Below are 13,328 nucleotides of genomic sequence, written 5' to 3'. Positions count from 1 at the left end.
GGGCCGTCAGTCCTCGCCGTACCGGGGATCCACGGTCTCCGGCGTCAGTCCCAGCAGCTCGGCGACCTGCTCCACGACGACCTCGTGGACCAGCGCCGCCCGCTCGTCGCGTCCCTTGGTGCGGATCTCCACCGGCCGGCGGTAGACCACCACCCGCGCGGGACGCCCCTCGCGGTTCGGCACGGTGTCGCCCAGCGGCACCGGCTCGTCGCTCCATCCCGCTCCGGGCGCGTCCAGGCGCGGGACCTCCAGCACGAGGAAGTCGATGTCGGCCAGCTGCGGCCACCGCCGCTCCAGCCGCTCCACGGAGTCCTGCACCAGGTCCGCGAACGTCTCCGCGCGGCTGGCGGCGAGCGGCACCTGGGGAGGCGCGATCGGCCCGCGCATGCCACGGCCGTGGCGATCACGACGGCGGGGCCCGCGGTCGGCGGCACGGGGCGTCACAGGGGTGTCCATCACGGTGAAGCGTAGTCTCCGCCGGTCCGACGCGCCCGGCCCCCACACGGCTTCCGGGCGCCGGTCCCGCACGGGCCCGGCGCCCGACCCCCACCGGCTTCGGTTCCCGGTTCCCGCAGGGCGTTGTCGCAGGACCGTTCCGGCCAAGGTTCGACTCGACTCCATATCTTTCGCGCATCGGTGATCTCAAGGTATTTGACAGTATTTGTACCAAGTGATGACCGGAGTGGAATCCGCGGATGTTCCGAATGTGAGCGTCGGAGCAGGTCAGAGGTGTGTGCCGGCAGGGGAGCGTGGGGCATTTCAGGCCACGACACGGGGAGGCGCGCAGGCGGGGAGTCGTCGCGGCCCGCTCAAGAGTGCGGTACCGTCCAACATCGTGAGCCCTGTACGTCGCTGTTCGCGCACCGCCTGCGGCCGTCCCGCCGTCGCGACGCTGACGTACGTCTACGCCGACTCGACCGCGGTCCTCGGCCCGCTCGCCACCTACGCCGAACCCCACTGCTACGACCTGTGCGCCGAGCACTCCGAGCGCCTCACCGCACCGCGTGGCTGGGAGGTCGTCCGTCTGCTCGACGGTTCGGCCCCGGCGCGGCCCAGCGGGGACGACCTCGAAGCGCTCGCGGACGCGGTGCGCGAAGCGGCCCGGCCCCAGGAGCGGGCGGCCGGCGGCGGGCGCGGCGCGGACCCGATGGAGGTCGCGCGACGCGGCCACCTGCGCGTGCTCCGCTCTCCCGACAACTGACGCCGCACGACGTGCGCCGGCTCTGCCGCCCGATCCCTGAACAGCCGTCTCCTGTGCGGCCGTTCGCATGGCCGTGCCGCGGTCGTCCGGAGAGGCCGCTCCGTCCTCTCCTTCTCCTTCCGCCCCGCCGGTCCCGGAGGTGAGGCGCCGCACGCCCGTGCGCGCGCCTGTCGGGGACAGGGTCATTCCGAGGACGTAGCGGGATCCCTCCTTCGCATTGCGGAATCCGGGAGGTGTGTCCGTGGACGTCCGGGAACGGGAATCCGTCGCCGGCCCACCCGCTCCGTCCGACCTCGTGGCGGCGCCGCCCCTCGTGATCGTCCCCGTCCTGCTCGGCGGCCCCCGAGGGAAAGCGCATCCGGCAGGCCCGACCGGCCTGCCGCTCGGCAGATGCCCGATCGTGGTGGGGCGGAGCACCTTCGTCCTCGGCCGGATGCTGCCCCGCTGCCGCCCCGCCCCGACGTCCGCCGCTCACCACGAACCGCCCGCAGCGGAGTGTCACCCTCTGCGGGTAGTTTGTGGTGACCGACAGGACCTTCGGAAGGGCTGGCCGTGGCTGCTGATCTGTCACAGATCGTGAAGGCGTACGACGTACGCGGGGTCGTTCCCGACCAGTGGGACGAGTCCCTGGCCGAACTCTTCGGCGCCGCCTTCGCACGGGTGACCGGCGCGAGCGCCATCGTCACCGGGCACGACATGCGGCCCTCCTCGCCCGGCCTGTCGGGCGCCTTCGCCCGCGGCGCCGCGGCGCAGGGCGTCGACGTGACCGAGATCGGCCTCTGCTCCACGGACCAGCTCTACTACGCCTCGGGCGCGCTGGACCTGCCCGGCGCGATGTTCACCGCCTCGCACAACCCGGCCCGGTACAACGGCATCAAGCTGTGCCGCGCGGGCGCCGCGCCGGTCGGCCAGGACACCGGCCTGGCCGAGATCCGCGGACTCGTCGAGAAGTGGAGCGAGTCGGGCGCCCCCGAGCCGGCCGCCACGGCGGGAACCGTGACCCGGCGCGAGACGCTGGACGACTACGCGGCACACCTGCGCTCCCTCGTCGACCTCACCTCCGTCCGCCCGCTGAAGGTCGTCGTCGACGCGGGCAACGGCATGGGCGGGCACACCGTACCCACCGTCCTGGCCGGCCTGCCGCTCACCGTCGTCCCGATGTACTTCGAACTCGACGGCACCTTCCCCCACCACGAGGCCAACCCGCTCGACCCGGCCAACCTCGTCGACCTGCAGCAGCGGGTCCGCGAGGAGGGGGCCGACCTCGGCCTCGCCTTCGACGGCGACGCCGACCGCTGCTTCGTCGTCGACGAGCGCGGCGAGCCGGTCTCCCCGTCCGTGATCACCGCCCTGGTCGCCTCCCGGGAACTCGCCCGCAACGGCGGCAAGGGCACGGTCATCCACAACCTGATCACCTCCTGGTCGGTGCCGGAGGTCGTCGAGGAGAACGGCGGCACTCCGGTACGCACCCGCGTCGGCCACTCCTTCATCAAGGCCGAGATGGCCACCAGCGGCGCGATCTTCGGCGGCGAGCACTCGGCGCACTACTACTTCCGCGACTTCTGGAACGCCGACACGGGCATGCTCGCCGCCCTGCACGTCCTCGCCGCCCTCGGCGGCCAGCAGGGCACCCTGTCCGCCCTGGTCGACCAGTACGACCGCTACGCGGGCTCCGGCGAGATCAACTCCACGGTCGACGACCAGGCGGCCCGCCTCGCCGCGATCAGGGCCGCGTACGAGGGCCGCGACGGCATCACCCTGGACGAACTGGACGGCCTCACCGTCACCGCCGCCGACTGGTGGTTCAACGTCCGCCCCTCCAACACGGAGCCCCTCCTCCGTCTGAACGCGGAGGCTCGCGACCAGGCCACCATGGCCAGAATCCGCGACGAGGCCCTGGCCGTCATCAGAGGCTGACGCCCGGGACGGAGCCGGCCGGCCCAGCGGCCTGCGGAGAGCCCCGTACGGCCCGTCGCACGTCCGTCCCGTACGGCGGGCCGGGACGGCGGCCGTGTCGTCGGGCCCCACGTCCGGGGCCCGACGTGCCGGCGCCCTCCTCCGCCTTGCGTCGCACACACCGGACCCCGCCCACTCCGGCCCGGAAGACGCCGCCGGTCACTTCCGACCGATCCACCGGACGGACCCCGGCCGTCCCGGGCACCGCGTCAGAGGGCTTCCCGGCCCGGAACCGCGACGGCCTGCACCGGGCGGGCCCGGGTCCGAAGGCCCGCGGCCCGGGGCCGCCTGCCCGGTGGCCGGGCCGCCGGCCCTGACCGCGTCCGGCTCTCACGGGCGGGCAGGTCAGGGCGCACCCCGGCGGCCACCGAGCCCCCGCCGGACCGGGGCGCCGGACCCACCCTCCGCCGCCCGCCCGCAGCGCCCCCACCGGCGGTACCCTGACCAGGCACATCCGCATACGCCCGCCCCGAAGGGAACCTGCCCCATGCCGCTGGAAACCGGCCTCCTGGAGATCCTCGCCTGCCCGGCCTGCCATTCCTCCCTCAAGGAGCAGGACAACGAGCTGATCTGCACCGGCCAGGAATGCGGCCTGGCGTACCCGGTCCGCGACGGCATCCCCGTCCTCCTCGTCGACGAGGCCCGCCGCCCCGCGTAAGCGACGATCGGGCGGCCCCGCGCACCGACGCCCGCCGCCCCGCGTACCGACGCCCCGCCGATCGGAGGCTGCCGCCCCATGCTCGACGAATCGCTGCTGGACTCACCGGAGGGCCTCGCCGAGGCCGACCGCCGCGGACTGCTCCGTGGCGCGGCCGAGGCGGGCGCCCGTGTCCGCACCGCCGCACGGTATGCCGCCGAGGCCGGTGTCCACGACCTCAAACCGGACGGCCGGCCCCGCGCCGTCCTCATCGCGGGCCCCGGCGCGGCCGCCACCCAGACCGCCGACCTCCTCGGCACGCTCGCCGGCGCCGGCAGCCCCGTCACCAGGCTCGCGCCCACCGGCGTGGCCCCCGCCGCGGGCGCGCTGCGCTGGGAACTGCCCGGCTGGGCCGGCTCCGTGGACCTGCTCCTGATCGCCACCCCGGACGGCACCGAGCCGGGCCTGTCCCTGCTCACCGAGCAGGCCTACCGCCGCGGCTGCACCGTCGTGGCCGTGGCCCCCGCCCGGACCCCGCTCGCCGACACGGTCAACGGCTCCCACGCCCTGTTCGTCCCCATGGCGACCGCGTCCTACGAGCAGGACGAGGACCTCGCCGCCTCCGCCCCCGGAGTCCTGTGGGCGCTGCTCACCCCACTGCTCGCGCTCCTGGACCGCGCCGGCCTGCTCGCCGCCCCGCCGGACGTCCTGGAGAAGGTCGCCGACCGTCTCGACCGCATCGCCGAACGCTGCGGCCCGGCCATCGCCACCTACAGCAACCCCGCCAAGACCCTGGCCGCGGAACTCGCCGACGCGCTTCCCCTCGTGTGGACCGAGGGCACCTCGGCCGGCCCGGCGGGCCGCCGCTTCGCCGCCACCCTCGCGGAACTGTCCGGCACCCCCGCGGTCGTCGCCGAACTCCCCGAGGCGCTCAGCTCGCACAGCGCCCTGCTGGCAGGCCCGCTCGCCGGCCGCGCCGACCCGGACGACTTCTTCCGCGACCGCGTGGAGGAGGCCCCCGCTCTGCACGCGCGCGCGGTGCTGCTCCGCGACCGCCCGATCGGCGGCCTCACCGCCGCCCCGGCCGCCCGCGAGCTGGCCCTCGGTCACGACACACCGATCAGCGAACTGGAACCGGAGGAGGGCGGCGAACTGGAGACCCTCGCCGAACTGATCGCCGTCACGGATTTCGCCGCCGTTTACCTGGCGCTCACCTCGAGAGCCTGATCATGCGGGGGCAGGACCGGCACGGATGTTCTGACCAGGACTTCCGGGGGCGTCCGCCCCGCGGCGTACGCATGCGCCTCCGCGTGCGCCGCCCCTTCGGCCCGAGCCGAGAACCTGCCGAACGACCCGGAGAGAACCCCATGGACCGCCTCGACAACACCGTCCGCCCCTACGCCTGGGGTTCCACCACCGCCATCGCCCGGCTCCTCGGCGTCGAACCGACCGGCGAGCCGCAGGCCGAGATGTGGATGGGCGCCCACCCCGGCGCGCCCTCGCGCACCGGCCGGGGCACACTCGCCGAGGTCATCGACGCCGACCCGGAGCGGGAACTCGGCGCGGCCTCGGTCGCGAAGTTCGGCCCGCGCCTGCCCTTCCTCCTCAAGCTCCTCGCCGCCGGCGCACCCCTGTCCCTCCAGGTCCACCCCGACCTGGACCAGGCGAAGACCGGATACGCGGACGAGGAGCGACGCGGCATCCCCGCCGACGCCCCGCACCGCACCTACAAGGACGCCAACCACAAACCCGAACTGATCTGCGCCCTCACCGACTTCGACGGCCTCTGCGGCTTCCGCGCCCCGCTGCGCGCCGCCGAACTGCTCGACGCCCTCGGCGTGGACTCCCTCAAGCCGTACGTCGACCTGCTGCACGCGCACCCCGAACAAGCGGCCCTGCGTGAGGTCCTCACCGCCGTCCTCACCGCCGACCGCGACGCAATGGCCCGCACCGTCACCGAAGCGGCCGCCGCCTGCGACCGCCTCGGCGGAGACCACGCCCCGTACGCCGCCATCGCCCACCACTACCCGGGCGACCCCGGCGTCATCGCCGCCATGCTCCTCAACCACGTCCGGCTCCAGCCCGGCGAGGCCCTCTACCTCGGCGCCGGCGTCCCGCACGCCTACCTGAACGGCCTCGGCGTCGAGATCATGGCCAACTCCGACAACGTGCTGCGCTGCGGACTGACCCCCAAGCACGTCGACGTCCCCGAACTCCTGCGCATCGTCCGCTTCGAGGCCGGCGACCCCGGCGTGCTGCGCCCGGAGGCCGCACCCGACGGCGAGGAGCTCTACGACACCCCCATCGACGAGTTCCGGCTCTCCCGCTACGTCCTGCCCGCGGGCGGCGCCACCCACGACCTCACGCGGGCCACCCCCCAGGTCCTGCTCTGCACCGCCGGCTCCGTACGCGCGGGCGAGCACGAACTGTCCCCCGGTACCTCCGTGTTCGTCCCCGCAGGCGAAAAGGTCGAAGTGTCCGGTACCGGAACCCTGTTCAGGGCCACGGTCGTCGTCTGACCGGCCGGTCACGACGATCCGGCACACCGTGGTCCGATCGGGCTGCAACAATGTCCCCCCGTTACAGGACGGTCAACGCCCCGGGCGGTGCAAGAAGACGCCGACCCGGGCCCGTCAACGGCGTACGAAGGGACAACGCGAACACATGAGCGCGTCAGGCGGCACCAAGGCGATCGTTGCGGCACTCGTTGCCAACGCCGCGATCGCGGTAGCGAAGTTCGTGGCGTACCTCTTCAGCGGCTCCTCGTCGATGCTCGCAGAATCCGTGCACTCCGTCGCCGATTCCGGCAACCAGGCCCTGCTGCTGCTCGGCGGCAAGCGGGCCAAGCGGCAGGCCACCCCGCAGCACCCCTTCGGCTACGGCCGCGAGCGCTACATCTACGCCTTCCTCGTCTCCATCGTGCTGTTCTCGGTCGGTGGCCTGTTCGCGCTCTACGAGGGCTACGAGAAGATCAAGCACCCGCACGAGCTGGAGCACTGGTACTGGCCGGTCGGCGTCCTGGTCTTCGCGATCATCGCCGAGACCTTCTCCTTCCGCACGGCCATCAAGGAGTCCAACGCGGTGCGCGGCGACCGCTCCTGGAAGGAGTTCGTCCGCCACGCCAAGGCCCCCGAGCTGCCGGTCGTCCTCCTGGAGGACCTCGGCGCCCTCGTCGGCCTCGTCCTCGCCCTCGGCGGCGTCGGCATGGCCCTGCTCACCGGCGACAGCGTCTGGGACGGCATCGGCACCCTCTGCATCGGCGTCCTGCTGATCCTGATCGCCGTGGTCCTCGCGCTCGAGACGAAGTCCCTGCTGCTCGGCGAGGCGGCGGGCGCCGAGGAGACCCGGAAGATCGAGGCCGCCGTCGTCGACGGCGACACCGTCACCCGCATCATCCACATGCGCACCCTCCACATCGGCCCCGAGGAACTGCTGGTCGCCGCGAAGATCGCCGTACGGCACGACGACACGGCCGCGGAGATCGCCGCCGCCATCGACGCCGCCGAGTCCCGCATCCGCGAGGCCGTCCCGATCGCCCGTGTGATCTACCTGGAGCCCGACATCTACAGCGAGACCGAGGCCGCCAAGGGCGCCGACGCCGCAGCCAGCCCCGGGGGTCCCGCACCGACGGAACACTGAGCCCGCGCCCGTCCGGCCCTGTCGGCCGGGCGCACCCCCTGACCGGACACGACCACCGACCGGTGACGACCGCCGGCCCCGGTGGTCGTGTCCGTTCTCTGCCGTTCTCCGCCGTTCTTCTCCGTTCTTCTCCGCTCAGCGCGGCTCCTTCCCGTCGCCTGCCGTTCGTCGCCCCGTCTCGTCGCCCTCCGTGTTCGGCCTGATGTGTTCGGCAACCGGCTGGGGTCGGCCCCGCCCGTCGGTGTAGCTTGGGACGGAGCCAGACGTCGCTGCTGATGGCGGTCGGGCGGTCCCCTGCGGACCGGCCGAGGGAGAGAGGGCCTCCGACGGACTGCGCTGCGCGCACGCGGGGCATGCCTGTGCCCTCCTCGGGCACTCCTGTGTCCGCCGCCGCGCAGAACAGCCGTACCCACCTCGACCCACACCCCGAGGAGCAGCTCTCCATGACGACTGTCGACACCCGACAGGACTTCAAGGTCGCCGACCTCTCCCTGGCCGCCTTCGGCCGCAAGGAGATCACCCTGGCCGAGCACGAGATGCCGGGCCTGATGGCGATCCGCAAGGAGTACGCCGAGGCACAGCCCCTGGCCGGCGCCCGTGTCACCGGCTCCCTGCACATGACCGTGCAGACCGCCGTCCTCATCGAGACCCTGACCGCCCTCGGCGCTCAGGTCCGCTGGGCGTCCTGCAACATCTTCTCCACCCAGGACCACGCCGCGGCCGCCATCGCCGTCGGCCCGAACGGCACGCCCGAGAACCCGCAGGGCGTCCCCGTCTTCGCCTGGAAGGGCGAGACGCTGGAGGAGTACTGGTGGTGCACCGAGCAGGCGCTGACCTGGCCGGACGCCTCCACCGGCGGCCCGAACATGATCCTGGACGACGGCGGTGACGCCACCCTCCTGGTCCACAAGGGCGTCGAGTACGAGAAGGATGGCAAGGTCCCCTCGGTCGACACCGCCGAGTCCGACGAGCACCGCGTCATCCTCGAACTCCTCACCCGCACGGTGAGCGAGAGCCCGCAGAAGTGGACCCAGCTGGCGTCCGAGATCCGCGGCGTCACCGAGGAGACCACGACCGGCGTCCACCGCCTGTACGAGATGCACCGGGACGGCACCCTCCTGTTCCCGGCGATCAACGTCAACGACGCCGTCACCAAGTCGAAGTTCGACAACAAGTACGGCTGCCGCCACTCCCTCGTCGACGGCCTCAACCGCGCCACCGACACCCTGATCGGCGGCAAGACCGCGGTCGTCTGCGGCTACGGCGACGTCGGCAAGGGATGCGCGGAGTCCCTGCGCGGCCAGGGCGCCCGCGTGATCATCACCGAGATCGACCCGATCTGCGCCCTGCAGGCGGCGATGGACGGCTACCAGGTCACGACGCTGGACGAGGTCGTCGACAAGGCCGACATCTTCGTCACCACGACCGGCAACAAGGACATCATCATGGCCTCGGACATGGCCCGGATGAAGCACCAGGCCATCGTCGGCAACATCGGCCACTTCGACAACGAGATCGACATGGCCGGCCTTGCCAGGACCCCCGGCATCGTCAAGGACGAGATCAAGCCGCAGGTCCACACCTGGACCTACCCCGACGGCAAGGTCCTCATCGTCCTCTCCGAGGGCCGCCTGCTGAACCTGGGCAACGCCACCGGCCACCCGTCGTTCGTGATGTCCAACTCCTTCGCGGACCAGACCCTGGCCCAGATCGAGCTGTTCACCAAGCCCGACGCGTACCCGACCGGCGTCTACGTGCTGCCCAAGCACCTGGACGAGAAGGTGGCCCGGCTGCACCTCGACGCGCTCGGTGTGAAGCTGACCACCCTGCGCCCCGAGCAGGCCGAGTACATCGGTGTGACGGTCGAGGGCCCGTACAAGTCGGACCACTACCGCTACTGAGCCCGGCGCCCGAGCCGACGCCCACCGGGCCGAGGCTCCTGCCACGGTGGGCGTGCCCGTACACGGGCGCGCCCACCGTGGCAGGACCATCCGGGACAGGCCCCCGCACCCCCGTGACGGGGGCCTGTCCCGTTGGCCGGCAGGTGACCGGGCGGACCGGCCCGGCCCGCCCGTCAAGACCCAGGACCCCCATGCCCCGCGGCCGCTATTCGCTCCACGATCCGCACGATCGCACCCCCCTCGCCGAAGAACACTTCCACTGCGCCCCCGGTCCCTCCGGCTGGCGTTACGTCTCCCAGCTCACCGACCCCTCCGGCGATCACCTGGGCTCGGTCGACCTGGCCCTCGACGAACTCGGCCGCCCCGTCCGACTCGAACTGCACGCCGCGAGCTGGCAGGTCCGCGGCGCCGCCCTCGACGGCGTCACCTGGGTCCGTACCGACCCCACCGGAACCCACGCCACCGAAGGCAATGTGCGCGCCCACGCCTTCACCGGCTCCTCACCCGCCTTCCTCATCGCCACCGCCCGTCTCCTGCGCCTCACCCCTTCCGCCCCGGCCACCCGCGTACGCCTCGTGGCCTTCACGGACCCGGTGCTCGCCCCGCTCACCGTGGACCAGTCCTGGACCTTGGTGGAAAGAGAAGCACACGCCACTGACAACGGACCCCTGACCGTGGACGCGTACCAGTTCACAGCCCTGGACACGGGTGAGCGGCACACCGTGCACCTCTCCGGGGACGTGGTCCTCGCGGCCCCCGGCATCGAACTCGAGGACCTCGAGTCACCCCCCTCGGCCCTCGGCTGACCCGACCACCCCGGGCGCCCGCCCCGAAAGCGCCGTACGCCCTACGCCGGCGGCACGAACCCGGTCGACGGCTTCTCGGCCGCAGGCGGGGGAGAAGCCGGAGAAGCCGGAGACGCGGGAACGGAGGGGTACGCGGTGGGCGGAGCCGCCCGATCGACGGGCGGCGGCGCATACGGGCCCGCCGGTCCGAATGCGCCGACCGGTCCGCCGCCCGTGGCCGCCGCTCCACCGACACCGTGCCCGAAGGCACGCCGCGCATCCCGGGCCTGCCGTTCCTGCACCACCGCCGCCAGATACGCCGCCGCCGGCACGCCCTGCGGCACCGGCGCACCCGTCCGGTCCGCCAGGTCGGCCGCCAGCCGCTCCGCCATGGCCTGCCCCACCGGCGGGTCCAGCTGCCGCATCCGTGTCAGGCACTGGCGTACGGCGAGCCACAGCCCGTCCGGCACTGCGGACAGATCGAGCCCCGAGAACCGGCCGGCCAGCCAGGGCGGAGGCGGCGGCACCGAGCCCACGGGCCCGACCGGCAGCCTCTCCCGAACGACGAGGGTCCCGGCGAAGACGTCCCCGAGCCGCCGCCCCCGCGACGACACGAGCGAGGCGATGCACGCGATGACCCCCATCGTCATCAGGATCTCGATCACTCCGATCAGTCCCCGCACCAGCGCATGCCGGAAACGGATCGGCCCACCGTCGTCCCGCAGCACCCGCAGCCCGCAGGCCACCTTCCCGAGCGACCGGCCATGGGTGAGGGTCTCCACCGCGATCGGCCCGCCCACCAGCAACAGCAGAAAGACCGCGAGGAAGATCGCCGTCTGCGCCGCCTGGTCCAGGGAAGACGTGGAAGCCACCAGCGCGATGGTCGCCACGACATAGACCGTCATGGCCGCGGCCAGATCGAGCAGCACGGCCAGCGCCCTGCTGGGCAGCTTCGCGGGGCGCAGCTCCAACGCCACAGCCTCGCCCGTCACCAGCTCACTCACGTCCGCCCGCCCTTCCCCTGCCCTGCCCGGAACACCGCCAGTCTGCCAAGCTGATGGCACATCGCATCGCAGTACGACCAGCCGATCATCCCGTACCGCCAAGCCGGCCGGTCCGTACGACCGACGAAGAGCCCGCGGCGGGAGCCGACGAGCAGCCGAGGAGCAGGCACACCAATGGACCTGGACGTCTTCGTCTCCGCCCACCGCGCGGAGTGGGACCGCCTCGACGCCCTGCTCCGGCGCCGGCGCCGGCTGACCGGCGCCGAGGCCGACGAACTCGTCCTCCTCTACCAGCGCACGGCCACGCACCTCTCGCTGGTCCAGTCCGCAGCTCCCGACCCGCAGCTGACCGGCAGGCTCAGCCAGCTGGTGGCACGCGCGCGTGGCGCCGTGACAGGGACCCGCCGCGCGTCCTGGCGGGACGTCACCCACTTCCTTACGCACAGCTTCCCGGCCGCCGTGTACCGGGCACGCCACTGGTGGGTGCCCACCGCGCTCCTGTCCACCGCGGTCGCGGCCCTCCTCGGCTGGTGGATCGGCACCCACCCCGAAGTCCAGGCATCCATCGCCGCACCCGCCGAGCTGCGCGAGCTCACCCGCCCCGGCGGCCAGTACGAGACGTACTACTCCAGCAACCCCGCGGCCTCGTTCGCCGCCCAGGTCTGGACGAACAACGCGTGGGCCGCCGCCCTCTGCCTGATCCTGGGTGTCTTCCTGGGCCTGCCGGTCATCTGGATCCTCTTCACGAACATGCTCAACCTGGGCGTCGGCTTCGGACTGATGGCCTCCGCCGGGAGGCTCGACACCTTCCTCGGCCTCGTGCTGCCCCACGGCCTCCTCGAACTGACCGCGGTCTTCGTCGCCGCCGGCACCGGCCTGCGCCTCGGCTGGACTCTCGTCGATCCCGGGACACGCCCGCGGCGCAGAGCCCTCGCAGAGGAGGGCCGGGCAGCGCTGGCCATGGCGATCGGCCTCGCGCTGGTCCTCTTCGTCTCCGGTGCGATCGAAGGCTTCGTCACCCCGTCCGGCCTTCCCACCTGGGCCCGCATCACCATCGGAGTCGTCGCGGAGCTGGCCTTCCTGGCCTACGTCTACGTCCTGGGCGGGCGCGCGGCGCAAACCGGTGAGACCGGTGACCTGGAGACGGCCGAACGCAGCGCCGTCGTGCCGACGGCCGCCTGATGTGCGTGGAGCTCCGTTCAGCTGCTAGTCTCCTCTTCGCCCCGCAGGAACCGTTGACACGGACCGAGCGGGGAGGTAGATTTGAACAGTTGCCTGGAGATGGGTTTTGACCCGCAGGGGCAACCGTGAACATCTGACTGCTTCTCGAATACTTCAGAATTCGACGAAGCCCCTCCCGATGAAATCGGAAAAATTCGGCCGGTCAGTCCGGCACGAAACATCTGATAAAGTCGGAGCCGCCGGAAAGGGAAACGCGAAAGCGGAAACCCGGAAGGCGAAACCCCGGGGACATCGGATCGGAAAGATCTGATAGAGTCGGAAACGCAAGACCGAAGGGAAGCGCCCGGAGGAAAGCCCGAGAGGGTGAGTACGAAGGAAGCGTCCGTTCCTTGAGAACTCAACAGCGTGCCAAAAATCAACGCCAGATATGTTGATACCCCGTCTCCGGCCGTTCGGCCGGGACGAGGTTCCTTTGAAACAAACACAGCGAGGACGCTGTGAACGGCCGGGCCCATTCCGCCCGACCGTTCCGCTCTCGTGTGTGCTCTCCCGATCACGGGAAAACATTCACGGAGAGTTTGATCCTGGCTCAGGACGAACGCTGGCGGCGTGCTTAACACATGCAAGTCGAACGATGAACCACTTCGGTGGGGATTAGTGGCGAACGGGTGAGTAACACGTGGGCAATCTGCCCTTCACTCCGGGACAAGCCCTGGAAACGGGGTCTAATACCGGATAACACTTCCACTCGCATGGGTGGGGGTTAAAAGCTCCGGCGGTGAGGGATGAGCCCGCGGCCTATCAGCTTGTTGGTGAGGTAACGGCTCACCAAGGCGACGACGGGTAGCCGGCCTGAGAGGGCGACCGGCCACACTGGGACTGAGACACGGCCCAGACTCCTACGGGAGGCAGCAGTGGGGAATATTGCACAATGGGCGAAAGCCTGATGCAGCGACGCCGCGTGAGGGATGACGGCCTTCGGGTTGTAAACCTCTTTCAGCAGGGAAGAAGCGCAAGTGACGG

General features: G+C 71.7%; 11 protein-coding genes and 1 rRNA gene. 10 read left to right on the top strand and 2 right to left on the bottom strand.

From position 1 onward, the window contains the following. Positions 1–6: 6 nt before the first annotated feature. Positions 7–456 carry a metallopeptidase family protein gene (locus TU30_RS19365; RefSeq protein WP_107068507.1) on the bottom strand — a complete coding sequence of 150 codons (450 nt, stop codon included), beginning with the start codon at positions 454–456 and terminating at the stop codon, positions 7–9. 277 nt (positions 457–733) lie between these two features. Here TU30_RS19365 and TU30_RS19360 point away from each other — a divergent pair, with 277 nt between their 5' ends. From TU30_RS19360 to TU30_RS19330, 8 genes are all read left to right on the top strand, one after another. After that, complete coding sequence (locus tag TU30_RS19360) at positions 734–1,201, top strand: DUF3499 domain-containing protein (RefSeq protein WP_078878368.1); 468 nt, start codon at positions 734–736, stop codon at positions 1,199–1,201. A 552-nt stretch (positions 1,202–1,753) separates the two neighbouring features. Next, positions 1,754–3,118: a phosphomannomutase/phosphoglucomutase gene (locus tag TU30_RS19355; RefSeq protein ID WP_042171690.1), complete on the top strand. Its 1,365-nt coding sequence runs from the start codon at positions 1,754–1,756 to the stop codon at positions 3,116–3,118. A 526-nt stretch (positions 3,119–3,644) separates the two neighbouring features. Further along, the gene (locus tag TU30_RS34290) at positions 3,645–3,815 is read left to right on the top strand and encodes a Trm112 family protein (RefSeq protein ID WP_078878367.1); all 171 of its coding nucleotides are present in this window, start codon (positions 3,645–3,647) and stop codon (positions 3,813–3,815) included. 78 nt (positions 3,816–3,893) lie between these two features. Next, positions 3,894–5,021 carry an SIS domain-containing protein gene (locus TU30_RS19350; protein ID WP_042171689.1) on the top strand — a complete coding sequence of 376 codons (1,128 nt, stop codon included), beginning with the start codon at positions 3,894–3,896 and terminating at the stop codon, positions 5,019–5,021. Between the two features lie 140 nt (positions 5,022–5,161). Continuing rightward, the gene (manA, locus tag TU30_RS19345; protein WP_042171688.1) at positions 5,162–6,313 is read left to right on the top strand and encodes a mannose-6-phosphate isomerase, class I; all 1,152 of its coding nucleotides are present in this window, start codon (positions 5,162–5,164) and stop codon (positions 6,311–6,313) included. A 145-nt stretch (positions 6,314–6,458) separates the two neighbouring features. Further along, positions 6,459–7,433 (top strand): cation diffusion facilitator family transporter, encoded by a 975-nt coding sequence (locus TU30_RS19340; protein ID WP_042171687.1) that lies wholly within the window; start codon positions 6,459–6,461, stop codon positions 7,431–7,433. A gap of 443 nt (positions 7,434–7,876) precedes the next feature. Continuing rightward, positions 7,877–9,334, top strand: a complete 1,458-nt coding sequence (gene ahcY / locus TU30_RS19335) for an adenosylhomocysteinase (protein WP_042171686.1) — start codon at positions 7,877–7,879, stop codon at positions 9,332–9,334. A 191-nt stretch (positions 9,335–9,525) separates the two neighbouring features. Beyond that, complete coding sequence (locus TU30_RS19330) at positions 9,526–10,140, top strand: hypothetical protein (protein WP_042171685.1); 615 nt, start codon at positions 9,526–9,528, stop codon at positions 10,138–10,140. A 41-nt stretch (positions 10,141–10,181) separates the two neighbouring features. Here TU30_RS19330 and TU30_RS19325 read toward each other — a convergent pair whose 3' ends face one another. Further along, on the bottom strand, positions 10,182–11,123 hold the full coding sequence (locus TU30_RS19325) for an RDD family protein (RefSeq protein ID WP_042171684.1): 942 nt from the start codon (positions 11,121–11,123) through the stop codon (positions 10,182–10,184). A gap of 174 nt (positions 11,124–11,297) precedes the next feature. Here TU30_RS19325 and TU30_RS19320 point away from each other — a divergent pair, with 174 nt between their 5' ends. After that, entirely contained in the window at positions 11,298–12,305 is a 1,008-nt protein-coding gene (locus TU30_RS19320; RefSeq protein WP_042171683.1) for a stage II sporulation protein M, read from the top strand. A gap of 566 nt (positions 12,306–12,871) precedes the next feature. Then, positions 12,872–13,328 (top strand): 16S ribosomal RNA (locus TU30_RS19315); the annotation flags it as partial.

This window comes from Streptomyces sp. NBRC 110035 (assembly GCF_000829695.1).
Classification (GTDB): Bacteria; Actinomycetota; Actinomycetes; order Streptomycetales; family Streptomycetaceae; genus Streptomyces.
The sequence above is the reverse complement of the archived record's forward strand: the minus strand, read 5'-3'. Positions and strand labels throughout refer to the sequence as shown.